Annotated in this window: 22 protein-coding genes and 2 tRNA genes; 13 read left to right on the top strand and 11 right to left on the bottom strand. The window is 57.9% G+C overall.

The features are described 5' to 3' along the window. Nucleotides 1-2: 2 nt before the first annotated feature. From Q4D83_RS10220 to crgA, 3 genes are all read left to right on the top strand, one after another. Nucleotides 3-1,562: a serine/threonine-protein kinase gene (locus Q4D83_RS10220; protein ID WP_303175209.1), complete on the top strand. Its 1,560-nt coding sequence runs from the start codon at nucleotides 3-5 to the stop codon at nucleotides 1,560-1,562. Beyond that, complete coding sequence (gene pknB / locus Q4D83_RS10215; RefSeq protein WP_303175208.1) at nucleotides 1,559-3,586, top strand: Stk1 family PASTA domain-containing Ser/Thr kinase; 2,028 nt, start codon at nucleotides 1,559-1,561, stop codon at nucleotides 3,584-3,586. Before Q4D83_RS10220 ends, pknB begins: the two co-directional genes overlap by 4 nt. A 127-nt stretch (nucleotides 3,587-3,713) precedes the next feature. Next, nucleotides 3,714-3,983, top strand: coding sequence for a cell division protein CrgA (gene crgA, locus Q4D83_RS10210; RefSeq protein ID WP_303175207.1), 270 nt, complete (start codon nucleotides 3,714-3,716; stop codon nucleotides 3,981-3,983). 800 nt (nucleotides 3,984-4,783) lie between these two features. Here crgA and Q4D83_RS10205 read toward each other — a convergent pair. Both Q4D83_RS10205 and Q4D83_RS10200 read right to left on the bottom strand, forming a co-directional pair. Continuing rightward, nucleotides 4,784-5,434, bottom strand: a complete 651-nt coding sequence (locus tag Q4D83_RS10205) for a rhomboid family intramembrane serine protease (protein ID WP_303175206.1) — start codon at nucleotides 5,432-5,434, stop codon at nucleotides 4,784-4,786. Nucleotides 5,435-5,579: 145 nt separating this feature from the next. Continuing rightward, on the bottom strand, nucleotides 5,580-6,104 hold the full coding sequence (locus Q4D83_RS10200; RefSeq protein WP_303175205.1) for a peptidylprolyl isomerase: 525 nt from the start codon (nucleotides 6,102-6,104) through the stop codon (nucleotides 5,580-5,582). 87 nt (nucleotides 6,105-6,191) lie between these two features. Here Q4D83_RS10200 and Q4D83_RS10195 point away from each other — a divergent pair, with 87 nt between their 5' ends. Then, nucleotides 6,192-6,782 carry a hypothetical protein gene (locus Q4D83_RS10195; protein WP_303175204.1) on the top strand — a complete coding sequence of 197 codons (591 nt, stop codon included), beginning with the start codon at nucleotides 6,192-6,194 and terminating at the stop codon, nucleotides 6,780-6,782. 91 nt (nucleotides 6,783-6,873) lie between these two features. On the opposite strand, the gene Q4D83_RS10190 is transcribed toward Q4D83_RS10195, so the two are convergent. From Q4D83_RS10190 to gyrA, 4 genes are all read right to left on the bottom strand, one after another. After that, nucleotides 6,874-6,946: transfer RNA gene (locus Q4D83_RS10190), tRNA-Ala, on the bottom strand. A 13-nt stretch (nucleotides 6,947-6,959) separates the two neighbouring features. Further along, a tRNA-Ile gene (locus Q4D83_RS10185) sits at nucleotides 6,960-7,033 on the bottom strand. Between the two features lie 97 nt (nucleotides 7,034-7,130). Continuing rightward, nucleotides 7,131-7,475 carry a DUF3566 domain-containing protein gene (locus tag Q4D83_RS10180; protein WP_303175203.1) on the bottom strand — a complete coding sequence of 115 codons (345 nt, stop codon included), beginning with the start codon at nucleotides 7,473-7,475 and terminating at the stop codon, nucleotides 7,131-7,133. Further along, nucleotides 7,475-10,036 carry a DNA gyrase subunit A gene (gene gyrA, locus Q4D83_RS10175; protein WP_303175202.1) on the bottom strand — a complete coding sequence of 854 codons (2,562 nt, stop codon included), beginning with the start codon at nucleotides 10,034-10,036 and terminating at the stop codon, nucleotides 7,475-7,477. Before gyrA ends, Q4D83_RS10180 begins: the two co-directional genes overlap by 1 nt. A 134-nt stretch (nucleotides 10,037-10,170) precedes the next feature. Here gyrA and Q4D83_RS10170 point away from each other — a divergent pair, with 134 nt between their 5' ends. Both Q4D83_RS10170 and Q4D83_RS10165 read left to right on the top strand, forming a co-directional pair. After that, nucleotides 10,171-10,395 carry a CopG family transcriptional regulator gene (locus Q4D83_RS10170; RefSeq protein WP_303175201.1) on the top strand — a complete coding sequence of 75 codons (225 nt, stop codon included), beginning with the start codon at nucleotides 10,171-10,173 and terminating at the stop codon, nucleotides 10,393-10,395. 560 nt (nucleotides 10,396-10,955) lie between these two features. After that, nucleotides 10,956-11,396 (top strand): hypothetical protein, encoded by a 441-nt coding sequence (locus Q4D83_RS10165; protein WP_303175200.1) that lies wholly within the window; start codon nucleotides 10,956-10,958, stop codon nucleotides 11,394-11,396. 74 nt (nucleotides 11,397-11,470) lie between these two features. Here the strand turns inward: Q4D83_RS10165 and gyrB are convergent, their stop codons facing one another. From gyrB to dnaA, 5 genes are all read right to left on the bottom strand, one after another. After that, nucleotides 11,471-13,525, bottom strand: a complete 2,055-nt coding sequence (gyrB, locus tag Q4D83_RS10160) for a DNA topoisomerase (ATP-hydrolyzing) subunit B (protein ID WP_303175199.1) — start codon at nucleotides 13,523-13,525, stop codon at nucleotides 11,471-11,473. 128 nt (nucleotides 13,526-13,653) lie between these two features. Continuing rightward, nucleotides 13,654-14,193, bottom strand: coding sequence for a DciA family protein (locus Q4D83_RS10155; protein WP_303175198.1), 540 nt, complete (start codon nucleotides 14,191-14,193; stop codon nucleotides 13,654-13,656). Continuing rightward, the gene (gene recF, locus Q4D83_RS10150) at nucleotides 14,193-15,383 is read right to left on the bottom strand and encodes a DNA replication/repair protein RecF (protein ID WP_303175197.1); all 1,191 of its coding nucleotides are present in this window, start codon (nucleotides 15,381-15,383) and stop codon (nucleotides 14,193-14,195) included. The genes Q4D83_RS10155 and recF overlap by 1 nt, the downstream gene beginning before the upstream one ends. Before the next feature lie 12 nt (nucleotides 15,384-15,395). Next, nucleotides 15,396-16,580, bottom strand: coding sequence for a DNA polymerase III subunit beta (dnaN, locus tag Q4D83_RS10145; RefSeq protein ID WP_303175196.1), 1,185 nt, complete (start codon nucleotides 16,578-16,580; stop codon nucleotides 15,396-15,398). A 475-nt stretch (nucleotides 16,581-17,055) separates the two neighbouring features. Next, complete coding sequence (dnaA, locus tag Q4D83_RS10140; protein ID WP_303175195.1) at nucleotides 17,056-18,729, bottom strand: chromosomal replication initiator protein DnaA; 1,674 nt, start codon at nucleotides 18,727-18,729, stop codon at nucleotides 17,056-17,058. 744 nt (nucleotides 18,730-19,473) lie between these two features. Here dnaA and rpmH point away from each other — a divergent pair. The 7 genes from rpmH (at nucleotide 19,474) to Q4D83_RS10105 (ending at nucleotide 24,128) form a co-directional block, all read left to right on the top strand. After that, on the top strand, nucleotides 19,474-19,617 hold the full coding sequence (gene rpmH / locus Q4D83_RS10135; RefSeq protein ID WP_146325003.1) for a 50S ribosomal protein L34: 144 nt from the start codon (nucleotides 19,474-19,476) through the stop codon (nucleotides 19,615-19,617). Between the two features lie 56 nt (nucleotides 19,618-19,673). Next, nucleotides 19,674-20,033, top strand: a complete 360-nt coding sequence (gene rnpA / locus Q4D83_RS10130; protein ID WP_303175194.1) for a ribonuclease P protein component — start codon at nucleotides 19,674-19,676, stop codon at nucleotides 20,031-20,033. Next, on the top strand, nucleotides 19,993-20,295 hold the full coding sequence (gene yidD, locus Q4D83_RS10125) for a membrane protein insertion efficiency factor YidD (protein ID WP_303175193.1): 303 nt from the start codon (nucleotides 19,993-19,995) through the stop codon (nucleotides 20,293-20,295). Before rnpA ends, yidD begins: the two co-directional genes overlap by 41 nt. Nucleotides 20,296-20,320: 25 nt before the next feature. Then, nucleotides 20,321-21,277: a membrane protein insertase YidC gene (gene yidC, locus Q4D83_RS10120; protein ID WP_303175192.1), complete on the top strand. Its 957-nt coding sequence runs from the start codon at nucleotides 20,321-20,323 to the stop codon at nucleotides 21,275-21,277. 108 nt (nucleotides 21,278-21,385) lie between these two features. After that, entirely contained in the window at nucleotides 21,386-22,060 is a 675-nt protein-coding gene (gene rsmG / locus Q4D83_RS10115) for a 16S rRNA (guanine(527)-N(7))-methyltransferase RsmG (protein WP_303175191.1), read from the top strand. Nucleotides 22,061-22,105: 45 nt separating this feature from the next. Continuing rightward, entirely contained in the window at nucleotides 22,106-23,029 is a 924-nt protein-coding gene (locus tag Q4D83_RS10110) for a ParA family protein (protein WP_303175190.1), read from the top strand. A gap of 58 nt (nucleotides 23,030-23,087) precedes the next feature. Beyond that, nucleotides 23,088-24,128: a ParB/RepB/Spo0J family partition protein gene (locus tag Q4D83_RS10105; RefSeq protein WP_303175189.1), complete on the top strand. Its 1,041-nt coding sequence runs from the start codon at nucleotides 23,088-23,090 to the stop codon at nucleotides 24,126-24,128. Nucleotides 24,129-24,194 lie beyond the last annotated feature (66 nt).

Below are 24,194 nucleotides of genomic sequence, written 5' to 3'. Positions count from 1 at the left end.
ACATGAGTACTGATTCCCAAGTGCGTTTGCAAGAGCTCATTGGAGAAGACTATGCGCTTCAACATGTAATCGGTCACGGCGGCATGTCCACCGTGTGGCTGGCCACGGATACGCGCACCGATGAGGAAGTTGCGGTGAAAGTGCTCCGGCCGGAGTTTGCGGATAACGCTGAGTTCCTCAGCCGCTTCCGCAATGAAGCGCAAGCATCGGAGGGCATCGACTCACCCAACGTTGTACGTACATTCGACTACCGGGAGTTGCCTGACCCTTCCGGAAACACGTTCTGCTTTATCGCCATGGAGTACGTCCGCGGCGAAACACTCGCCGAACGCCTGTTGCACGACGTATCCATTAATGAATCCGAAACCCTAGACATTTTGGAGCAGGCCGCAAACGGGCTCGCTGTGATCCACAGTATGGGCATGGTCCACCGCGACATGAAGCCGGGCAACCTGCTGATCGCGGAAGACGGCACGGTGAAAATCGCTGACTTCGGCATCGCCAAAGCTGCCGAAGCTGTGCCGTTGACGCGCACCGGCATGGTGGTGGGTACCGCGCAATACGTCTCGCCAGAGCAGGCCCAAGGCAAGCAAGTTACCGCCGCCACGGACGTGTACTCGCTGGGCGTAGTGGGCTACGAAATGCTCGCTGGGCGGCGACCGTTTGCCGGCGACTCTTCAGTATCGGTGGCAATCGCGCACATCAACCAGCAGCCGCGCCCGCTTCCGGAGCAGATTTCGCAGCCCACGCGCGACCTCATTGGCGTTTCCTTGCGTAAAGACCCGGAACGCCGCTACCAGGATGGCAGCGCGTTAGCCCAGGCTATCGCTTCCGTACGCCAAGGCAACCGTCCGTTACCGCCCGAGCCACGCACCAACAACGCAAATAGCAAAACGCACATTCAACAACGGCAACCTGCAACTGGCGTTCGTCAAGGCACGAGTGTGATGCCGCAGCGCCCCATCCAAGGGCCGCCCGTGCCGCCGCATCCGACGGGTGGTTTGCAGCAGCACCAATTGCAGCAACGGCGCATGCAACAGCCGATGACTCACGGCGGGCAGAATGGCCCCAGCGGACCAACTGGGCCCGGCGGGCAGCGCGTGCCGTCGCAACAGCGCTCCACGCAGCGGCCAACATACGACCAGTCGAATAACAGCAATAACAGCATCTACGCCTTGCTTGCGGTTTTGGTGCTGGCTATCGGCGCGGTGGGCATATGGCTGCTGCTCAGTGTGATGAACTCTGGTTCGACACCGACCAGCACGCCGAAGTCGACGACGACACAATCCACGCCATCATCCGAAGATGTTTCCGAGGACGTGCCCAGCCAGCAGTATCCCAGCAATCAGCCGAACCAGTCGGTGCCCGTAGCGCCGCAACAACCGCAACAACCGATTCAAACCCAACCGGACGTTGTGCCGTCGAATTCGAACACGTTCCCATTCCCTACGGCGCTGCCGTTCCTTCCCTCGCAAACGCCAACAACGATGGAAGTTCCTACGCCAACCAGCGCGGCCCCTAACCCGCCGTCCACAGGACAGTCCGAGGAGAGCGAGCAGTGAGTGCGCAACTTCTTTCGAATCGTTACGAACTCGGTAGCATCATTGGTAGCGGCGGAATGTCTGACGTCTACGCCGCGACAGACACGCTGCTTGGCCGCCCAGTCGCCGTAAAAATGATGCGCCTCGAACTGGCGCGCGACACTACGTTTAAGGAACGCTTCCGGCGGGAAGCGCAAAATTCCGGTCGCCTCAACCACCCCGCGATCGTATCCATCTATGACACCGGGGAAACGGAAATCCAGGGTACGGCCGTTCCGTACATCGTGATGGAGCTGGTGCACGGACGCACCTTGCGCGACATCGTTATCGAAGACGGCCCGCTCGCGCCTGCCGACGCCGCGAAGGTACTCGTTCCGGTGTGCGAAGCGTTGGAGGTTTCCCACGAAGCGGGCATTGTGCACCGCGATATCAAGCCGGCGAATATCATGATTACCAACACCGGCGCCGTCAAAGTGATGGACTTCGGCATCGCACGCGCATTCACTGATGCGGGTTCGGCGATGACCCAAACTTCCACGGTCATTGGTACCGCCCAATACCTTTCCCCGGAGCAGGCACGCGGCAAGCATACCGATCCGCGATCTGACATCTACTCCCTTGGATGCGTGTTCTACGAAATTGTTGCGGGGCGGCCGCCGTTCGAAGGCGAAACCGCATTCGCCGTGGCCTATCAGCACGTGCAGGACACTGCGCCGCCACCCTCGGAGTTCATCCCTGGGCTCTCGCCGACCATGGCAACGAACGTCAACGCGGTGGCGCTCACGGCTATGGCCAAAAACCCTGCGGACCGGTATCAAACGGCGATGGAATTGGCGGAGGATTTCTCTCGGGTCAGCCGAAACGCGGTAGCCCGCGCGGCGCAGGCGCATCTCACCAGCGCCATAGCGATCAATCCCACGTTAGCGGCCACTGCAACCCAAATGGGTAGCGCACAAGACATCTCGGTGACGCCCACGCCAGGGTCAATTCCGCCGGTCATGCTGCCGGAAGAGCATGCGCTTGCGGCGAACGCCCCCACACAACATCTTGCGGTCGCGCCGCTCGAAGCCGAATCGAATACTAAAGGCAACCGGTGGGTGGTGTGGCTGGTGTCCGCACTCACAGTCGTAATCTTGGGCATCGCTGGGGTGTTCGCATATGACTACATCACCGGCACCGGGATCAGCGCCAATGATCAAGTGTCCGTTCCCCGAGTCACCGGCATCAGCGAGGCCGCTGCTGTGAAGCGCCTAGAGGAAGCCGGATTCAGCGTCACCGTAGAGACGAAAACAGATCCGGAAATCGCGCGCGGCAGTGTGATTAATACTGACCCAGATGCGGGCTCTTCCGTAGCTAAAGGTAGCGACATTACCCTGTTTGTTTCCTCCGGTAAGGAGGTCACTGAGGTTCCTAATGTCACCGGCAAGAAGGCCGACGAGGCGCGAAAGATCCTGGAAAAGGCCGACTTAAAGCTCGATGAGGTGATTAAGGAGGCGCCGTCGGATTCCGTGCCCGAGGGCGAGATTGTGGAAATGTCGCCGTCGGCTGGTTCCCAAGTGACCAAGGGCACCACGATCACGGTGACGGTTTCCACCGGCATTGCCAAAGTGCGCATTCCTGTTATTTCTGGGAGCCGTTGGGCGACTGCGGAAAGCAACCTCACCGCACTGGAGTTCGTTCCGCACGTTGAATATGTGGATTCCTCCGAGCCGGAAGGCACGGTAATTTCTGTCATCGGTCCCGCCGGCGAGCACGAGGGGACGCAAACCTCCAAAGGTGCCGAGCTGACCGTACAGGTGTCCAATGGTCGGGCGTTAACCACTCCGAACCTAGTGGGCATGAATGTTGGGCAGGCGATCGGCGCGTTGCGCGCCGCAGGTTGGGAAGGACCGGACGGCAACCTCACGCAAGAACGTGTGGACACCAATTCCCTCATCGACCAAGGCAAAATCGCGCACCAGTCCCCGGCGCCAGGAACCCCCCTGCAAAAGAACGGCAGGGTCTCGGTCGGCGTGTTCACGTTCAACCTCCTGGGAGCCAACTAATTTCCACTTCGGGTTGTCCCTGCTAAGTTGTTGGGAAGTACCCGTGGTGGTTCGCCTTGCCTCGTTGCCTTGCCTACTCGCCGCGCGACCGTCACTGTAGTTTTAGTTTTTGGAAGGTGCACTCAAGTTGCCTAAATCAAAGGTCTCCCCTAGTTCCACCCCGATTACCTCGGGTGCATCCGCCAACCGCACCCCGGTAAAAATCAACACCAGCAGCACACCGCTGTGGTACAAGATTCTGATGTTTACGCTCATCGTGGCCGGCTTGCTGTATATGGTTGTGTATTATCTGGCCAGCCCGCTGATTCCGTTCATGATGGATCTCGGCCCGTGGAATTACGCCATCGGCTTTGCCCTGATGATTGTTGGCCTCCTCATGACTATGGGCTGGCGCTAAACTCGAACAAAACACCGGTTAACCCCCAACACTGCGACCAGCAGCCGTTGGGGGTTTCACTTTGGCAATGCGCTTATCGACGCCGCACCCTTCCGCCCCGCAACAGCTGCGGGCCCACTACGAACCAGCTTCGGCCCGAAACGTGCCAGTGAATTTCGGCGGGAGCGGAGTTATCCACAGCGCGCGCATCCCCTAGAAGGGGTTGTTTCATCAGAGTTTGGTTTCACTTCAGCTGCGTTTCTGGGGGGATTGTGGGTTTTTATCCACAGGCCGGAGTGAACACCGAAGAAAACTGCGATTATCACGCGTTTGTTCGATTTTCTCGAACACTAGTGACCCCCGTTTACCGCTGTTTCAATGAGTTTTCCACAGGAATTCCACAAGTTTATCTAACCCCTGTTTATAACCCTGTGAATTTTGCGCCAATCCCCAGTTTCACAGGTTTGCGGAGGCGTTTCCTGTGGATAGTTTTTCTCACACCCTTGTGGGAAAAGTTATCCACAGGCTGTGTACAACACTGTGGATCGTGCACCACTTTTTCCGTGTTTTTCGGTTGTCCACAGTTTCCACAGCCTGTGGATAATTCTGTGCACTACTTATCCCCAACTGCCCATATCGTCGAATATTACGCAGGTTACCGCCGTATTACACCTCGATTTCGAACGGGCGTACGTGCGAAGATGAAAAATTACACCCATGTAACTATCCACAATGTGGATAACTTGTGTGGATTACTTGACCCCCTGTGCACAACCCCGAGTTATCCACCGGCCCCGGTGGATAACCAGCCTGACCATTTTTCACAGAATTTGGTTTGACAATACTGTGAAGTTCGGTGCGCCTGTGGATAACACCGCAATCCGCCAATACACCGCAGCGAGGCTGATTGCGCACATGACAAAATAGGTCACAAGACGCCCCCTATTTGGGCGCACCAGCAACGTAGCGATCGCCAGTGCGATTCCAACGCCCAGCCCTCCGAAGTGCCCCCACACTGACACCCAATCGGACCAGAGGATGGTAAATCCGACGTTGACAAGGATCAGCACCACCAGTCCCCGTAGGTCTCGTTGCTGCTGCCGCGCAACCGCCACATACAGCGCCATAAACGCAAACAGCGCACCAGATGCGCCGGCGGTAGGCGCCAGCGGCGTCACCCAAATAATCGTGGCCGAAGCCCCGATCGTCCCAGCCAAAAAGCACAGCACAAGCCCCGCTTGCCCCAAGGCTTGTTCCAGTTCGCGCCCAAACAGGAACAACACAATGAGGTTTAACGCGAGATGCACCGGACCGATATGGATGAACGCGCTGCCTACAGCCCGCAACGGCCCCCAAGGACTATTCGCCATATATGGCAGGTAAAGCACCCAATCATCGGCGAGCTGGCTGTGCTGGACGTTGTGGAAAAGCGATGCTGACTGCACCGCGGTAATGAGATATACAACGATCATTACCAGGCACAACAAGAGTGTGATTGGTGCTTGTCGCTGCGCTTTGCGCAACCATTGGGTCACTTGCGTTTACCTTTCCCCATGAAAAATGCCCCGCCCGGCATCTTGCGTGCCGGCGCGGGGCTGAGAGTTGTTTCAAACAAGCCTATTTGGTGATTTCGATGCTCTCGATCACCACTGGTTCCACCGGACGATCCATCCGGTCAGTGACCGTCGTAGCAATCGCATCTACAACTGCCTTGGAGTCATTGTCCACCACTTCACCGAAGATGGTGTGGCGCATGTTGAGGTGCGGCGTCGGCGCAACAGTGATGAAGAACTGCGAGCCGTTGGTGCCGGGGCCAGCATTGGCCATGGCGAGCAAGTATGGACGGTCAAATTGCAGTTCGGGGTGGAATTCATCACCAAACATGTATCCCGGGCCGCCGCGGCCAGTGCCAGTCGGATCCCCACCTTGGATCATGAATCCTTCAATGACGCGGTGGAAGATTGCACCGTTGTAGAATGGTCCTGTGGCTTCACCTGCGGCGTTAGCGGTGCGATATTCTTTGGTTCCCTCGGCCAGTCCAATGAAGTTTTCCACGGTTTCTGGGGCGTGATTTCCAAAGAGTTCGATGACAATATCGCCACGGTTCGTATGCAGAATCGCGGTAGCTGTCTTAAGAGTCATGTCGCCTATCGTAGTGAACTCCGCATTACATCGCTACGCTTGTGTGTGAACCAATTCATTTTTTCGCTTCAACTTAAAGGACCCTAGATGAACACGACAGTGCTTCGGACCGCTTTTAAGGTCTCCCGGGCCGGCGTCCGCGCGTTCAATGATTACCGCCAACGCAAGGCGGTTGAGGCGTATGACGCGCTTGCCGACGCCGCGGCCGCAACCAACCAGTTCCGCTCCACCGCCGCTGAACGCGCTGAAGAGTTCATGGATGATGCTGGTGCCGTGACCCGCGCTGCACGTACCCGTTTGGACAGCGCCCTGTCCGACGCATTTGAGGACGCTGGCGCCGCCGCCCAGAAGGTCATTTCCAAGGCGCAGACCTCGTTGCAACCCGTCGCCCCAGAATCCAAGAAAACAAAGTTCTGCAAGCGCCTCAAGGGTACTTGCACCAAGACCGCCAAGGCAGGCGTCGTGTTCGCCGTATTGGCGGCCATCGCAGCGTTGGCGTTCTGGTTCTTTGCCCCCATCGAGGAACCTGAGGTCACTCCGCCGCGCGTCGATGATTTCCCCGATGCTTCCGACGAAGATGACCGCATCGAAGAAGTCGAAGAATCCGTACTGGTGTATTCGACGGAAACCCCGGTAGATGACGCCGATGAGTCAGCATCCTCCGAGGACAGCAAGTAACGGTTCCCCGCAAGGATCAAGCCCGATGTTTCGGCGCGATCCGCGGGTGAAACAACAAAACCGCCAACAACATGGTTGGCGGTTTTTCTTGTGGAGCATAGGAGAATCGAACTCCTGACCTCCTGCTTGCAAAGCAGGTGCTCTACCAATTGAGCTAATGCCCCTTTTTGTTCCTAGTGGGCCTAGCAAGAATTGAACTTGCGACCTCATCATTATCAGTGATGCGCTCTAACCAACTGAGCTATAGGCCCTGGGAACGAGATAGAACTTTACCGAGCATCCAACACTTAGGCAAATCCGCTGGTGAAACTCCGTTTTCACACGGGATTCACCAGGGATTTTTGAGCGTTATTCAGCGTCCTCTTGCAGCGTGACCACGATGCCGCCAAAGAGATCGACAAATGCGTTGTACATCATTGCCGCCAGTGGGGAAAGCACCGAAGTGCACAATGTGGCCATCGCGCCGAACAGGCTGGCCGCCCCTAACACGATGGGGAATGTGATGAATTCGGAGCCGCCGGCGCCGCCGATCACCGCATTCATCTGCGCCCAAATCCCCATGATGCTCATGGCAAAGTACACAATGCACACGCAAAGGATCCACGCCACCAACCCGGCTAACGACAAAGCCAATGCCGTGCGAAACACCGAAATTGGCGACACCCTACGGACGGTGACATTGCGGCTAGACATTAGGAATCCTCACCCTCGTCAAGCGTTTGTTGAATTTCAGCTTCCTGAGCTTGTGGAGCGGGAGTTTCCGGAGCAGTTTCAATGCTGTCGCCTTCCTCTTCCCGCTCAACGTTCCGGTCAATGGCAAACAATTCTTCACCCTTGGGCAGATCAACAAGACGCACACCCATGGTCTGACGCGTCGAGGGGCGAATCTGGTTTACGGACGTCCGAATCACACCACCAGCGGTTGTAATGGCAAAAATTTGATCATTATCATCAACCGCCAACGCGCCGATAAGTTTGCCGCGCTTTGGAGTGTACTTGAATGTGACCACACCAAGGCCGGCGCGACCCTTAACGGGGTACTCCTTCATTGGGGTGCGCTTGCCGTAACCGCCGGTCGTGGCCACCATCAGATACGCCCCATCGCGCACAACACACATGGCGAGCAGTTGGTCTTCGCCGCGGAAGCGCATGCCCTTTACGCCTTGGGTGGCACGCCCCATCGGACGCAACGTCTCATCATTGGCTTTGAATCGCAGCGCCTGGCCCTCTTCAGAAACCAACAGCAAATCGTCGTCGCTATTGCACAACGCCGCCCCGATCAGACGATCCTCCTCGTTGAGGTTGATTGCCCGCAGGCCGCCTGAGCGCACGGAATCGTACTCATCCAAGCGAGTCTTCTTCACTCTGCCGTGTGCGGTGGACAGCACGAGGTAGGGAGCATCCTCATAGCTTTGGATCTGGATGACCTGCGCAATCTGTTCGCCCGGTTGGAATTCCAGCAGGTTCGCAACGTGCTGGCCTCGGGCAGTGCGGGCCGCCTCGGGCAGCTCGAAGGCCTTGAGGCGGTACACGCGGCCATAGTTGGTAAAGAACAGGATCCAGTCATGCGTGGAGCAGACGAAAAAGTGTCGGACCACGTCGTCCTGCTTGAGCTCGGCACCGATCACGCCCTTACCGCCGCGTTTTTGGTTGCGGTAAAGGTCCACCTTGGTGCGCTTGGCGTAGCCGGTAGAGGTGATGGTCACCACCACGTTTTCGCGGACGATAAGGTCTTCTTCCTTCACGTCCCCGCTGGCAGCGATGATTTGGGTGCGGCGCTCATCGCCGTACTTGTCCACGATTTCTTTGAGCTCGTCGCGGATGATCTGGCGCTGGCGCGATGGCGTAGCCAGAATGTCCTTCAAGTCGGCGATTTCCAGCTCGATCTCCGCCAACTCGTCGATGATCTTTTGGCGTTCCAGAGCGGCAAGGCGGCGCAATTGCATCGCCAAAATGGCGTCGGCTTGAACTTCATCGATATCCAGCAAGTCGATGAGCCCGTTGCGCGCGATTTCCACGGTGGCAGACGCGCGAATCAGGGCAATGACCTCATCGAGCATGTCGAGCGCTTTGACCAAACCGCGCAGGATGTGGGCGCGTTTCTCGGCCTCGTCTAGGCGGTATTGGGTGCGCCGAACGATCACGTCGATTTGGTGCTCAACGTAGTAGCGCACCATCTGGTCGATGCGGAGCGTACGCGGCACGCCGTCGACAATGGAGAGCATATTGGCGCCGAAGCTGGTCTGAAGTTGTGAGTGCTTGAACAGGTTGTTAAGCACCACGCGCGGCACAGCGTCCCGGCGCAGCGTTACCACGATACGCATGCCCACGCGGTCGGAGGACTCATCCTCGATCTTGGAAATGCCCACCAGCTTGCCCTGTTTCACCTGGTCAGCAATATTGGAAATCAGGTTGTCTGGGTTTACTTGGTACGGCAGCTCGGTAATCACGATGGTTTGCCGCTGGCCGTCTTCCTCGATGCTGGTGACGCCGCGCATGCGAATGGACCCGCGGCCGGTGGTGTAGGCATCACGGATGCCCTGTTCACCGACAATCAGCCCGGCCGTGGGGAAATCTGGGCCTTTGATGTAATCCATGCAGGCTTCCAGGGCGGTGGCATCGTCGGCCTCTGGGTTTTCCAGCATCCAGTAGATGGCGTCGGCAAGCTCCCGCAGGTTGTGCGGTGGAATGTTGGTGGCCATGCCCACCGCAATGCCGCCGGAGCCGTTCATGAGCAGGTTGGGCACGCGGGACGGCAGCACCGTCGGTTCGGTGGTTTTGCCGTCGTAGTTGGGCACGAAATCCACGGTGTTTTCGCGGATATCGCGCACCATTTCCATGGCCAGTGGCGTCAACCGGGATTCGGTGTAACGCATGGCGGCAGGGCCGTCGTTACCGCGGGAGCCGAAGTTACCTTGGCCATCCACGAGGGGGTAGCGCATGGACCAGGGTTGTGCCATGCGCACGAGGGTGTCGTAGATGGCGGAGTCGCCGTGCGGGTGGTAGTTACCCATGGTGTCCGCGACTGGCTTGGCGGACTTTACGTAGCTGCGTTCCGGCCGGTAGCCGTTGTCAAACATCGCGTACAGGATGCGGCGGTGCACCGGTTTCAAACCGTCGCGCACCTCTGGCAAGGCACGTCCAACGATGACGGACATTGCGTAATCAATGTAGGAGGATTGCATTTCCTCGCCGATGTCGATCGGCCGAATGCGGTCGAAGAGGTCCTCGCCCTCAAAATTATCGTCGCTCACTCTTCACCTTTTGTTGGATCTTTCACTGTAGAGACTTATCCAGTCTAGCCGCTTTTGCGGGCAGATAGAGGCCATTGGGGCCCGTTTTGCCGCCCTTTCCTCGCACTGTGCCACCATGGTGATACCATCGCGGCATGGCTATGACCCTACGGTTGACCCCCGCCCAGGATCGCGCATTGGCTTTGCTTGCCGCCACCCAAGGCACGAGTAAGCACGAGGCAGCTGTGCGTGCCATTGTTGCTGCGGCGACTCGCTCGCTTCTCGACGCCGAGGTGAGGGACCTTGCACGCACCTGCGTCGCCGAGCACGCGGCAATGGAGCGTCGGATTCGGCAGGCGGCACCGAGGAAACGCCCGTGAGACACTTGAGCCCTGAACAGTTACTGCTGATTGCTGACGAGTTTTGTGACCAATATCGCGTAAGTGTTATCGACTTTGCTGCATTTTGTGCAGCCTCCGCAGTAACAGGGGGGCAACTCGAGGGGGTAGCCGTACATCAAAACCTCACGTCGGCGCGCCACAGTTTGGAACACGCCGTAGCGGCATTGGCGCCGCTCAGCGCAAGAAACAGAGAATTCGCTACTGTGGTAGGAGAGGTTTTTGCCCGCCTGAACGCGTGACACGCCTTCGAAATGTTGATGACATTACGGTACAAGATGTAAACTCTGTTACTGTTGTGATTGCAGTTAACTCATGTGAAGAGTGATCTGTGGTGGAAGAATCACAACCCATGAACGGCCCCCATCACGCAAGGATGTTTCCCTTGACTGGTGGCGGCCGTTTTGCGCGCTGTGGGGTACCCAACAGGGTGTATTCTCACCCCATTGAACTGGGAAAATCACTATTGATATCCCAGTAGGCGGAAGTTACGCATAGTCTGGTCTGCGATCCACACATTCGTACATCAAAGGAAGAAATAGATGACCGATCTGAAAACCATGCTCACGGGCGCGGCCAAAGGCGCCGTGGTTGCGGACGTTTCCGACCTGATCACCAAGAGCGTCAGCGACATGTCCGGCGTCGGCGGCGTCGCCGTCAAGGGTGCCATGGCAGCCGCCACGAAGTACGATGCTGAAATCGTCTCCAAGGTTGTTAGCCGCCTGCTGCCCGATATTGCAGACGCGCTCGACCCCAAGTGGCAGGCCTTCCTCGCCGGTGGCGATCAGGACTTCGGCGCCTTCCTTGATGCCCGCAAAGGCGAAGTAGCCAGCGATATCCTGGAAATCACGGACCGCCGCGCCCAGGACGAGGGCAACGCCACCCTGAACAAGATCTACGGCAGCGTCCGCGGCAAGGGTGCCCAGGCACTTGAGGCTAACGCCGCCAACATCGGCAGCATCATTCAGCGCCACGCTGGCTAACCCAGCCGCACTGGCGCTCACAACAACGCCCGCCGTCCTGCGTGTTCCACCTTGCAGGACGGCGGGCGTTGCCGTTACACGTCCAGGAAGCGCACGTCCTTGGCGTTACGGGTAATAAACGAGCGGCGAGCAACCACGTCATCACCCATGAGGATGGAAAACAGCTCGTCGGCGCCTTGAGCGTCCTCCATGGTGACCTTCCGTAAGATACGCGTCGACGGATCCATCGTGGTTTCCCACAGCTCCTTGGCGTTCATTTCACCCAAACCCTTGTAGCGCTGAATGCCGTCGTCTTTGTTGATCTTGCGGCCAGCCTCGAGGCCTGTCTTGAGCTCCTCGTCGCGCTCTGCATCAGAGAATGCGAACCCGGGCTCCCCCTTCGCCCACTTCAGCTTGTACAGCGGTGGCTGTGCGAGGTACACGTAACCATCATCAATCAGCTGCGGCATAAACCGGAACAGCAGCGTAAGCAGCAAGGTGGCGATGTGTTGGCCATCCACGTCAGCGTCGGCCATCAAGATGATCTTGTGGTAACGCAATTTATCAATATCAAACTCGTCGTGGATACCGGTGCCCAGCGCAGTAATAATCGCCTGGACCTCATTATTTCGCAGCACCTTATCCAAACGGGCCTTTTCCACGTTCAGGATTTTGCCGCGCAACGGCAGAATTGCCTGGTACATGGAATCCCGGCCCGACTTAGCGGAGCCACCGGCGGAGTCACCCTCCACGATGTATAGTTCCGACTTCACTGGGTCCTTCGAGCGACAATCCGCCAGTTTGCCGGGCAACCCACCGAGATCCGTGGCGGACTTTCGGCGCACCAAATCACGGGCCTTGCGGGCCGCCTGGCGAGCATGAGCTGAGGCGATAGCTTTATTGATGATCGTCTTTGCTTCAGCCGGATTGGCCTCCAGCCAGTACTGGAAATGCTCAAACACGGCGCGCTGCACAAAGGTCCGCACCTCCGAATTACCCAGCTTGGTTTTCGTCTGCCCCTCAAACTGGGGATCCCCCACGCGCACCGACACCACCGCAGACAAACCTTCGCGGCAATCCTCGCCAGAAAGGTTCGGTTCTTTTTCCTTGAGCAGGCGATGTTCGCGAGCGTACCGATTCATCAGCAAGGTCAACGCCGTGCGGAACCCTTCCTCGTGGGCACCACCCTCAACGGTGTTAATGGTGTTGGCAAAGGTGTGCAGGCTCTGCGAATAGCTGGAATTCCACTGCATAGCCACCTCCACCTCTTGGTCCTCCCCCTTGACCTCAATGGAAATAATCGTGGGATGGATGATTGACTTCGACTTGTTCAAGCTCTTGACGTAATCCTTGAGCCCATCGGGATAGTAAAACGTCTTTTTGCGCTCTTTCGGCTTCGCCGACGCCGCAGCCTCGGCGGTGTCTGGGTCGGCGGCGGACGCGGCGTCGTCAAGATTGGGGGTAACGGCCTCAGCTTCCTCCCCTGCTTCCGCGATAGCGTCCAGCTCCAGCTGCTCTTCACTGACGCGCTGGTCAGTGAGCGTAATGGTGAGCCCCTTGTTCAGGAACGCCATCTCCTGCAAGCGGCGGGAAATCGTCCCAAACTTGAACTCGGTGGTCTCAAAAATCTCCGGGTCCGGCCAAAATCGCACCGTCGTCCCGGTCCCCCGCGCGGGCCCACCCTGCACCAGCTCCTCCGGCACGGCGTTTACAAAACTCTGATGCCAGTGATGCCCGTCGCGCTTAATGTCCGCTTCCACGCGGGTGGACAGCGCGTTCACCACGGAAATACCAACGCCGTGCAAACCGCCAGACACCGCATACGATTCCGAGTCGAACTTGCCGCCCGCATGCAGCTGCGTCATCACCACCTGCACAGTAGGAGCGCCAGAAGGATGCATTTCCACGGGAATGCCACGGCCATTGTCTTTGACTTCAACGCCGCCATCCTCCAGCAACGTCACATCGACGCGGTCGGCATACCCCGCCATCGCCTCATCGACGGAGTTATCCACAACCTCCCACACCAAGTGATGCAAGCCGCGTTCACTGGTGGAGCCAATGTACATACCCGGCCGTTTTCGAACAGCTTCCAGGCCCTCCAGGATGGTGATGGATGAGGCGTCATACTGATGTTCTGTGGCAGCCACGGTGGTGCAGCACTCCTCACTCAGAATTGATACAGACCTCACTCATCTTACACCCCTTATCCCCCTACCGGCGGTAGGGGTCGGGCGCGTCTACGGCCCTGCCACACGGCTGGGTGAGGTTTTTATCACTACCCATACGTATCGCGCGGACCTCGTCCCGGAATGTGCAGCGGCCCTTTTCGCCAACTCGGAACCTTCGGCCCATATATTTTCAACTGCGTCACAACGTCCGGCCCCACCCGCTCTGAGATAGTGTGCAAAATTTGCCGCTGCATCATTCTCAGATTCGTCGCCCACGCGGTGGAATCACAAGAAATATGCAGGATTTGATCCTTCAGCATCTCCACTTTCGTATGCTCGGCGATCTTTTCCCCCACCACCACGTGCCAATGCCCATGGACCCAACCGCCAGCGAGCTCCTTCCGCCAGCCACGTCGCTGCAACTCCGAGTACATAATGCTGCCCAACGGGGCGGCCTGAGGTTGCTGCCATAGGCCGCGCCCGTCTGGGCCAGTGGCACGACCACGTGGCGGCTGACGTTTCGGAGTTGTAGTGCGCCGAACCTGCCCCTGTTTGGACAGATCTGGGGCCTTTCCGGTGCGGCGTTGCGCCTCATTGCGAATCGCCTCGAATGCGCTCGAAATTGAGTCGCGAGGTTGTTGTTCCATCACCGTTCCACCTCCGAATCCAGCTCTGCATTGAGCACCGATATCCGGCCGTCCGCACCCTCCGTCACTGACACCGTATGAGTGCGGGACACTACCTGCTGAAGATTGCTCGGAATATCCTCTCCCACAGCCGCCGTAATAAGCACCTGTTCGGCGGTCTTTGCTATTTCTACCAACGCCGCGCGACGAGCGGTATCCAGCTCCGCAAACACATCATCGAGAATGAGCACAGGTTCCGTACCTTCCCTCTTAAGCAGGGAAAACACGGCCAAGCGCAAGGCTAGCGCGAACGACCAAGTTTCACCGTGGCTGGCAAACCCTTTCGCAGGCTGATCTCCAAGCACCAGTTCGAGATCGTCGCGGTGCGGGCCAACCAAACTCATTCCGCGTTCGATTTCGCGCTGACGCTGTAGCCCCAGTTCCGCCAGCATGGCGGCCTCGGTGATCGCGACGTCGTCACTCACTGCATTGGGGACCGTACAGCGGTAGCGTAGCGACGCCGCCCTCGAATCCGGCGCCAACCCGTAATATGCAGCCGCAACCTCCGGTCCGAGCACCTGTACGAGCTTCATGCGGGCGGTAAGCAAGTGAGCTCCCAACGCCGCAAGCTGACCGTCCCAAGTATCCAATGTTGCCAACGCAGACGCCCCATCCGCCGAATCGTAGCCCCGTCGCAAAGCCGCCTGGGCGGTTTTTAACAACGCGTTACGCTGGCGCAACACCTTGTCGTAGTCGGACTTCACCCCCGCGATGCGCGGCAACCGCATCGCCAGCACCTCGTCGAGGTAGCGGCGGCGTTCAGCAGGCTCGCCGCGCACCAACACAATGTCCTCCGGCGCAAACAACACGGTATGCACCACGCCTAACAACTGCCGCGGCGAGGGCACTTTTGTTCTATTCAACTGAGCCTGATTCGCGCGATGCGGGTGGATGAGCAAATGCGCAGTCAGCTCACGGCCCCGATTCACCGCCGTCGCGGAAATACGGGCATTTTCCTGCCCCGCGCGCACCAACGGCGCATCATGCGACACCCGGTGGGAGGATAAATGCGCCAAATAGCCCACCGCCTCCACCACATTGGTTTTTCCGTGCCCATTGCGGCCGACCAACACCGTCACTCCAGGTTCCAGCGTCACCGACAACTGCGGCCAAGACCGGAAATCCCTCAGTTCCAACGACCTGAGGTACATGGCAACCCTCTGCTAGCCTGGCAGGCGCACCGGCATAAGCAGGTACGTGAAATCCGTCTGCGGGGTGGGGAAATTACCGTCCTCGCCGGCTTCCGGAAGCTCAGCGGGCTCCGGGATCAGGATTGCTGGGCGCGAAGGCTGGGTAAAACCAAACACCACACGATCCGTGTGAATCACACTCAAACCGTCTTTCAAGTACCCCGGATTGAACGCAATGAGCAGGGGCTCACCGCTAAACGCACACGGCAACGTTTCCTCCGCATGGCCGGCATCTGCGCCACCAGCGGACAGAATCACCTGGCCATGGGAAAACTCCATGCGGATTTGCGCGTTACGGTCCGTCATCAGCGCTACGCGCCGGATTGCCGTCTGCAGCGAGCTGATCTCCACCGAGGCAAGCGAAGTGTGGGTCTTGGGCAACAACGGTTGGAAATTCGGGAAATCGGCGTCCAGCATTCGGGTGGTGGTTTGGCGAGCATCTGCATGAACGCCAAACAGCCCCTCACGGCCGATCTGATCGCCTGAACCTACCGCGATGTCTAAAACATCTAACCCGGCCGCATCAAGCGAGCGAGCGTTGTCCAGGAGCGTTTTTGCGGGGATCAGGAGCTCCGCAGAGACGTCGCTTGCCACGGGATCCCAACGCAGGTGTCGCACCGCCATCCGGAACCGGTCTGTGGCGGCTAGCAGCATCTGATCCCCGTTGACTTCCATGTGCACACCAGTGAGCATCGGCAACGTGTCATCGCGGCCTGCTGCGGTAGCCACCTGGGTGACAGCTTCCGCGAACAGGCGAGGATGAATCTCGCCGGTTTTTGCCGGCAATTGCGGGAGCTGGGGGTAGTCGTCCAACGGGATGCTGGGCAACTCAAAGCGTGCTGAACCACAAGTAAGCAACACTTTGGATCCGTCAACCACCACTTCCACCGGCTTATCCGGAAGCGTCGCCGTAATTTCAGCGATGAGTTTGCCTGCGACCGCTATGCGGCCGGGGTGCGTAACTTCCGCGGGAATTCGAGCTTTGGTGGACACCTCGTAATCGAAACCAGCGAGCTCTAAGCCTTCGTCGTCGGCGGTAATCAGCATGGCACGCAACACTGGCTGAGTGGGCTTAGATGGCAAACTGCGCGCGACCCATGCAACGGCATTCGCCAGATCGTCTTGTGTGACGCGGAACGACACCGCTTGTAACTCCATGCTCGCGGGCTCCTCAGGAAGTTGATCGTCGAAGGGTTCCTCGGTAGTTGGACCACCACCAAACTACCGCGAAGTTGGGTCCGAGTTTAAACCTAGCGCGTTCCGAGCCGAGGCGTATCCCAGCGATGTGCCGTGCCGCGCTCGCCGATTTTTCCCCAGCCCCTATTTCTTCTTTTCTTTACAAGGGTTAAAAGATAGTAAAAGCAGTAGGGCCTGTGAAACTGTGGAAAAGGTGCCTTCCGGGCAGCTCAAGGGCGAAATCGTACTGTGAGTATCGTTGTGGATAGACTGTGGATAACTCGGGCAGGTTGTGGATAAAAATTTTGTCCCCAGGTTTTATCCACAAGCTATCCACAACTTGATACCCAGTTGTACACAGGGGAAACGCCATTGTTCACAGCTGTGCAGCCCCCAAAAACGTGACCATCGTCACTGTTCGAATGGCCTGTGGATAGTTTTCGCGATTTGGCCGCTGCTAGGCCCTCCCCCGCCCCTTAATAATCTGCGTCAATTCTTGGATTTGCCCAAAAGTTTCGGGCTTTTCTTTCATCTCGTTGCGGATTTTGCGATCCGCGTACATCACCGTGGTGTGGTCTTTGCCGAAACTCTCCCCAATTTTTGGCAACGACAGCTCGGTGAGTTCGCGGCACAGATACATTGCCAACTGTCGGGCGTGCGCAACTGCACGCGTTTTCGACGTACCGCGCAGTGCCTCCAGCGAAATACTGAAGTACTCCGCTGTCGCGTCCATGATCGCCGCTGTGGTTATCGTCACATCGGACTGCTCCGGCATGATGTCCTGGAGCGCTTTCATGGTGGTGTCGGTGGTGATCGGCACGTGGTTGAGCGAGCAGTATGCGGTGACGCGAATCAGTGCGCCCTCAAGCTCACGGATGGAGTTTTTAAATCGGCTGGCAATGAGTTCCAACACGTCGCGGTGCAACTCCGTGCGTTCCATCTGCGCTTTTTTCATCAGGATGGCAATGCGGGTTTCCAAATCTGGTGGTTGGATATCCACAATGAGCCCCTGCTCGAAGCGCGTGCGCAGGCGGTCCTCCAGCGTGGTCAGCTCCTTCGGCGGACGGTCCGACGACAAAATGATTTGCTTGTTTGCCTGGTGGAGCGCATTAAAGGTGTGGAAGAACTCCTCTTGGGTGCTTTCCTTGCCTTGAATGAATTGGATGTCATCCACCATGAGCATGTCGAGGTTGCGATAGCTGCGTTTGAACGACTCCTGCCGGTCGTCGCGCATGGAGTTGATGAAGTCGTTGGTGAACTGTTCGCTGGAGACGTATTTCACGCGCAGCCCGGATTGCAGCTCGCAGGCGTAGTTGCCGGTGGCGTGCAGCAGGTGCGTTTTCCCGAGCCCGGAACCGCCCCAGATAAATAGCGGGTTGTACGCGTGCGCGGGGTTTTCTGCAACCGCGACCGCAGCCGCGTGCGGGAATTGATTCGAGGAACCAATAACGAACGAGTCGAACGTATACTTGCCGTTGAGTGAGCGCTCGTCGGTGCTGCCAGCGCCGCTTTTCGACGGCGTGGACAGCAGCGCATGCCTGCCCGTTGAGCGTACGCCGGCCCCCATCGACCAACGCGGCGGCCCGGACGGAGCATTGTGTTGGCTAATGTGTTCCCTGGTTTGCTGCGCACGCTGGACTGGTTGCTCAATGTTGAGATTGCGCCAGCTCGTTGCTTCCTGGGCGTGCAGAAACGTCACCGGCTTCGAATCTTTTTGCGGGTCCGCCTGGGGCTGTCGAGGCTGCGGCTCGGCGGTGGGATAGGTGGTGCCGAGGGGCGGCGGGGCGTCGTGAGGCGGGGCGGGTTCGGCGGCGGGAGTTTCAAACGAGCGTTCGGGTTGGGGGTCCTCGTAGCCGGACACGCTCACCGCGAGGTTGCAGGGGGTGCCCATGCGGGCGGAAAGCACCTGGATAATCGGTTCGCGCAGGTCGTGTTCTACCAACTTGCGGGCCTGTGAACTTCTCGCGTTGAGTACGGCATAACCGTTGACAATGGCTACCGGTTGGACATTGCGTAGCTGTGCGATTTGGGAATGCGTCAATGCCGGAATGCCGCTGTCGGGCAGCGCTGATCGTCGCTGGAGCTCCTGAATTACCTGGTTCCAGTTGTCCTGAAGTCCTTCATCTTGCACGCGCGAATACGTCCTTTTGTGAGTGGTTGTGTGCCGGCTCGCCACCGCGTTGGGTCGAACCCACGTTGCTAGCACACAAACGCAACGAGTAGGTCATCCTCGGTATGGGGTTATGGGATCTGCTTGGGGAAAACCGCGCAACTTTTTCACCGGCCTTGTGAAATACCGGAATCATGAGCAACCTGCGTGTTCACAGTGTTCCTCACAGCTGTGGACAACTTTACGCAAAAAACTTATCCACAGTGGAATCGGCAGGCTGTGGATAGATTCTTTGTTCCCCACATAAGTGCTTGACCTGCGTGAATGGCAGATCATTAAGTCAAATGGTAGAGGTTTCTTCAAAGTTATCCACAGGCTAGGTTGTCCACAGGCCCTGTGGGCTGTGCACAACTTTTCTCCGCAATGGGTAGAGGTTTTCGAAACTACAAGGCTGTAATTATTGCTGTGCTACGCGAGCGGCGGCGTGTCGATTTGTCTGATATAACGCGACCGCGTAGTCTGGCAGAGTCTCGCACATCAAAGGGGCCTTGCCTTGCAGGGTCGCCCAGATGTGCTGTTTCGCACTGGGCGTGATCCGCAAACTAGCTCGGGTCGCGCCTGTTGCGAGCCTAGGGAGTGCCTCATTTCAAGGCCGCCTGGGTATTCACATTCATCCAATCAGGGTGGCCGTAGCGGAGATGACACTGCCAGTACTCGGCGGCTTCGCAGGCGCGGCACACCCGCTCACAACTAGGAGTGTTCACCGTGGCTAAGGGCAAGCGGACGTTCCAGCCGAACAACCGTCGTCGTGCACGTGTTCACGGCTTCCGTACTCGTATGCGTACCCGAGCAGGTCGCGCAATCGTGTCGGCTCGTCGTCGTAAGGGCCGTGCTTCGCTGACCGTTTAATACCATGCGGTTGGTGCCCCACACATCGGCATCACCAAATAAGGAATCCTCTACGCGTGTTACCGCAACAATATTCGTTAGCCTTATCGAGCGAATTCGCTCGCACGGTTCGAACGGGGCGGCGCAAAGGATCTCGGACTGTGGTGGTGTACTTGTGGGAGCACAACGCCGAAGCTGGTATCGCCCGTTGGGGTGGTCCCCGCTTCGGCTTTATTGTTTCCAAAGCCGTCGGGAATGCGGTGGTGCGCCACCGCACATCTCGGCGGCTTCGGCATGTTTGTGCAGCGTTGACCGCGCAATTGCCAGATCGTTTCGATGTGGTCGTGCGGGCACTACCCGCCGCTGCGAAGGCAACCAGCGAGGAGTTGATGCGTGATGTGCAACGAGCACTCCAGCGGCTCGACGCGTTCGCCTAGTCCGCTTGCGCGCTTGCTCATTGGCGCCGTGCGCGGCTACCAAAAGTATTTGTCACCCCTTAAGATGGGGTCAACTTGTCGTTTTGAACCGACGTGTAGTGCATACGCCCTGCAAGCGGTTCAGCTTCACGGCGCGGTTCGTGGCGTAGTGCTGGCCGGAGTTCGGCTCAGCAAATGCGGACCGTGGCATCCGGGAGGTTACGACCCTGTGCCTCAGCGCGGCGTCAATACGCGCACTGCGGCGCAGGATGACCAAACTTAACCTTGATCAGGAGTTCTGACCGACCGTGCTCAACTTCGTATATTGGCCAATTTCGGCCATCTTGTGGTTTTGGCACAAACTATTTAGTTTTGTGCTGGACCCGGGATCCGGCATCACTTGGGTGCTGTCAATCGTGTTTCTCACGTTTACAATCCGCGTGTTGCTAGTTCGCCCGACCCTGAATCAAATGCGTTCGGCGCGCAAAATGCAAGAGATGCAGCCGCGCATGACGGAAATTCGGGAGAAGTATAAACATGACCAGATGAAAATGCTGGAGGAGACGAAAAAAGTACAAAAGGAAATGGGCGTCAACCCCATGGCGGGTTGCCTTCCTGTACTAGTGCAAATGCCGGTATTTATCGGCTTGTTCCACGTGCTACGCTCCTTCAACCGTACTGGTACCGGTGCTGGCCAGTTGGGCATGTCCATTGAAGAAAACCGCAACACCGCCAACTACATTTTCTCCCCTGCGGACGTGCAATCCTTCCTTGATGCGCGGTTGTTCGGCGTGCCGTTGTCTGCGTACATTACGATGCCGGAGGAAATGTACCAAGGCTTTGCGCCGGTAAACTTCACGCAATTTGACATCATTATGGTGGCCGCGCCGTTAATTGTGATTATTGCGCTAGCAACGCACTTCAACGCGAAAATGGCTATTACTCGCCAGAATAAGCGGGTGGCATCGGGCAAGGCGTCCGCCCCCAGCAACGATCAAATGGCAATGCAAATGCAGATGATGAACAAAATGATGGTGTGGTTCCTTCCCGCCACGATTTTGTTCACTGGCGTGCTGTGGCACATCGGTTTGCTTTGCTACATGGGCGCGAACAATATTTGGACCTACGCGCAGCAGCACTATGTGTTCGCGAAAATGGACCGTGAGGAAGAAGAAGAACTCGCCGCGAAACGCGAGGCAAAGCGTGCATCCGCTCCGAAGCCGGGCGTGAAGCCGCAGAATCCAAAAAAGCGGAAGCGCAAATAAGTTCCCAAAACCCCAACCGGAAAGGTTGGGGTTTTTCGTTGCCGCGTATAGTCAGCTAGCGTGAGAAACTAATGATCGGGGGCTTGTTCTGATGTCGTTCTGGGAAGGATGTTTCACGTGAAACCGCAGCAAGACGGAGTTTTTACAGATCCGCAGCCGGTCCCACCCGCCGTTTCGGCGGTGTTTGGGGAGCGCGCACCGCTTGCTGTCGCTTACCATTCGTGCCTCCTGGAAACTGCCATAACCAGGGGCTTTATTGGGCCGAAGGAGGCAGATCGGCTGTGGGATCGGCACATCCTGAATTGCGCAGTGATCGGCGAGGCTATTCCCGAGGGAGCTTCGGTCGTAGATATTGGTTCCGGTGCGGGGTTGCCTGGTATTCCATTGGCCATCGCACGACCTGATGTGCACGTCACACTCGTCGAGCCCATGCTCAAACGCGCGAACTTCCTTACGGAAACCGTGGCAGCTCTCGGATTAGCGAACGTGACCGTGTTGCGCGGACGTGCGGAGGACCCAGACGTTCGTTCCCGGGTAGGGCGTGTCGACGTCGTGACCTCCCGCGCGGTGGCACCCCTGGGTAAGCTCGCCACTTGGTCGCTTCCTTTCGCACGTAAAGGCGGAAAAATGCTCGCTATGAAGGGGGTATCAGTCGCCGATGAACTCACCCGCGATGCAAAAGAAATTCGAAAAGCTGGTGGCGGTGCGGCAACCATATTTACAGTAGGTGAACAACACCTAAAAGAACCTGCAACCTTGATGAGTATTCCGCGAGTGAAATAACTGCCGTAGGGTTGAAGCAGAGCAACACGAAGGAGAAGGACCTCCATGGACGAACGGTACTGGGAAGACACCCCCATCGGGGCAGCTGCCCAGCGTGCAACACAAGTGCAAACGCCGAACGCGTTGCATTTACCGCGCCCGGATCGGCCGCGCCTGATTACCGTGTCGAATCAAAAAGGCGGCGTTGGGAAGACCACTACATCCGTGAATTTGGCCGCTGGCCTGGCGTTTCACGGTCTCCGCGTCCTCGTGATTGATCTGGACCCGCAAGGCAACGCATCCACTGCGCTCGGCGTTGAACATCGCACCGGCACCCCGTCCAGCTATGAGGTGCTCCTTGGGGAACATACCCCGGATGAAGCTATGCAGCAGTCCACGTCGCACGAAAACTTGTACTGCATTCCGGCAACGATTGACCTTGCTGGGGCGGAAATTGAGTTAGTAAGCATGGTGCGCCGAGAATACCGCCTGCGGGACGCTCTCGACGAGGAGTTTTTAGCTCGGAACGCCTTCGATTACGTCATTATCGACTGTCCCCCCTCTTTGGGGCTATTAACCATCAATTCAATGACGGCAGTTCGAGAAGTGCTCATTCCGATTCAGTGTGAATATTACGCGCTGGAGGGGGTGGGGCAGCTCCTCAACAATATTTCGATGATTCGTCAACACCTGAATCATGAACTGCATATCTCAACGATTTTGCTCACCATGTATGACGGCCGAACAAAGCTGGCTGAACAGGTCGCCGAAGATGTGCGTCGGCATTTTAAGGACGTGGTGTTGCGTACCCTGATTCCCCGTTCTGTGAAGGTCTCCGAAGCGCCCGGTTTTGGCAAGACGGTGTTGGAGTATGACCCTGGTTCGCGCGGCGCGATGGCGTATTTGGACGCCGCGAAGGAAATCGCTCGCCGTGGCGATTACCTGCCCACCCCAGAATCTGGGACTATTGGTGTAGCACCACAATCGTAGGATTTCTATCCGCGAGCTTTCGTTCCACACACTGCGCTAGGAAAGGCTCAACGCTCTCATGGCACAAGAACCGCGCAAAAGCGGCCTCGGACGTGGGCTGGCTGCCCTGATCCCCAGCACTCCATCCGAAAGCCCCAAGTTGGGCGACGGTGCCGCTGACATCATCATTGGCGGCAGCAACCGCAGCCATCACGCAGCGAAAAAACCTAGAACTGCAGCGCGTGAAGCAACGAAGCCGCGTGACGACGCCGCGGCGTCGACAAGCGGTGCGGCCAGCGTTTCGGACGATAGCCAGGATTTCGGTGCGAGTTACCAAGAAATCCCCATTGCGCTCATCGCGCCAAACCCGCGGCAACCCCGCCAAGTGTTCGATGAGGATGCGCTTGCGGAATTGGTGCACTCCATCCGCGAATTCGGTCTTATGCAGCCGATCGTTGTGCGCCACTCCCCCGCCGACGATGGATTCGAAATCATTATGGGCGAGCGGCGATGGCGGGCCGCAGCTAAGGCTGGGCTGACGCACATCCCCGCGATCGTCCGCGAAACCGACGATAGTTCTCTGCTGCGCGATGCCCTGCTGGAAAACATTCACCGCGTGCAGCTCAACCCGCTTGAAGAAGCATCCGCTTACCAGCAACTTTTGGAAGAGTTCGGCGTGACTCAAGGTGAACTCGCCGACCGGATCGGACGCTCCCGGCCGGTGATTACCAACGCTATCCGGTTGCTAGCGCTACCAGTGAAAGTGCAATCCCGTGTCGCTGCGGGGGTGCTTAGCGCAGGGCACGCTCGCGCGCTCCTCGGTCTGAAGGCTGGCGCACCTGCTCAGGAGGCGCTGGCGGACCGGATTGTCGCCGAGGGGTTGTCAGTGCGCGCCACCGAGGAAGCCGTCATGTTGGCAAACCGCGGTGATGCGCAGGAGAAAAAGCCCGCCGTCAAGCGGGAAACCCCAGAGTTTTTTACGCGCGCGGCGGATCGCCTAGCGGACGGGCTGGACACGAAGGTCACTGTAACCATGGGCAAGCGGAAAGGCCGCATCGTGGTGGAATTCGGTGACCGCGACGATTTTGAGCGCATCCTAGGGCTCATCGACCGCGAGTGACGCCGCCAGCATCGCTTGAATTGCAAGCAATAGGTACTTGGCGTTTTCTGGCCCCCGTAACGGGCT

Source organism: Corynebacterium sp. (assembly GCF_030532715.1).
GTDB lineage: Bacteria > Actinomycetota > Actinomycetes > Mycobacteriales > Mycobacteriaceae > Corynebacterium.
The sequence above is the reverse complement of the archived record's forward strand: the minus strand, read 5'-3'. Positions and strand labels throughout refer to the sequence as shown.

Excerpts from the sequence above, each read along its gene's own strand:
- Q4D83_RS10220 (WP_303175209.1), top strand. The coding sequence starts at position 3 with ATGAGTACTGATTCCCAAGTGCGTTTGCAAGAGCTCATTGGAGAAGAC.
- Q4D83_RS10205 (WP_303175206.1), bottom strand. The coding sequence starts at position 5,434 with ATGATCGTTGTATATCTCATTACCGCGGTGCAGTCAGCATCGCTTTTC.
- Q4D83_RS10200 (WP_303175205.1), bottom strand. The coding sequence starts at position 6,104 with ATGACTCTTAAGACAGCTACCGCGATTCTGCATACGAACCGTGGCGAT.
- Q4D83_RS10195 (WP_303175204.1), top strand. The coding sequence starts at position 6,192 with ATGAACACGACAGTGCTTCGGACCGCTTTTAAGGTCTCCCGGGCCGGC.
- Q4D83_RS10180 (WP_303175203.1), bottom strand. The coding sequence starts at position 7,475 with ATGTCTAGCCGCAATGTCACCGTCCGTAGGGTGTCGCCAATTTCGGTG.
- Q4D83_RS10170 (WP_303175201.1), top strand. The coding sequence starts at position 10,171 with ATGGCTATGACCCTACGGTTGACCCCCGCCCAGGATCGCGCATTGGCT.
- Q4D83_RS10165 (WP_303175200.1), top strand. The coding sequence starts at position 10,956 with ATGACCGATCTGAAAACCATGCTCACGGGCGCGGCCAAAGGCGCCGTG.
- Q4D83_RS10155 (WP_303175198.1), bottom strand. The coding sequence starts at position 14,193 with ATGGAACAACAACCTCGCGACTCAATTTCGAGCGCATTCGAGGCGATT.
- recF (WP_303175197.1), bottom strand. The coding sequence starts at position 15,383 with ATGTACCTCAGGTCGTTGGAACTGAGGGATTTCCGGTCTTGGCCGCAG.
- dnaN (WP_303175196.1), bottom strand. The coding sequence starts at position 16,580 with ATGGAGTTACAAGCGGTGTCGTTCCGCGTCACACAAGACGATCTGGCG.
- yidD (WP_303175193.1), top strand. The coding sequence starts at position 19,993 with ATGTGCAACGAGCACTCCAGCGGCTCGACGCGTTCGCCTAGTCCGCTT.
- rsmG (WP_303175191.1), top strand. The coding sequence starts at position 21,386 with ATGTTTCACGTGAAACCGCAGCAAGACGGAGTTTTTACAGATCCGCAG.
- Q4D83_RS10110 (WP_303175190.1), top strand. The coding sequence starts at position 22,106 with ATGGACGAACGGTACTGGGAAGACACCCCCATCGGGGCAGCTGCCCAG.
- Q4D83_RS10105 (WP_303175189.1), top strand. The coding sequence starts at position 23,088 with ATGGCACAAGAACCGCGCAAAAGCGGCCTCGGACGTGGGCTGGCTGCC.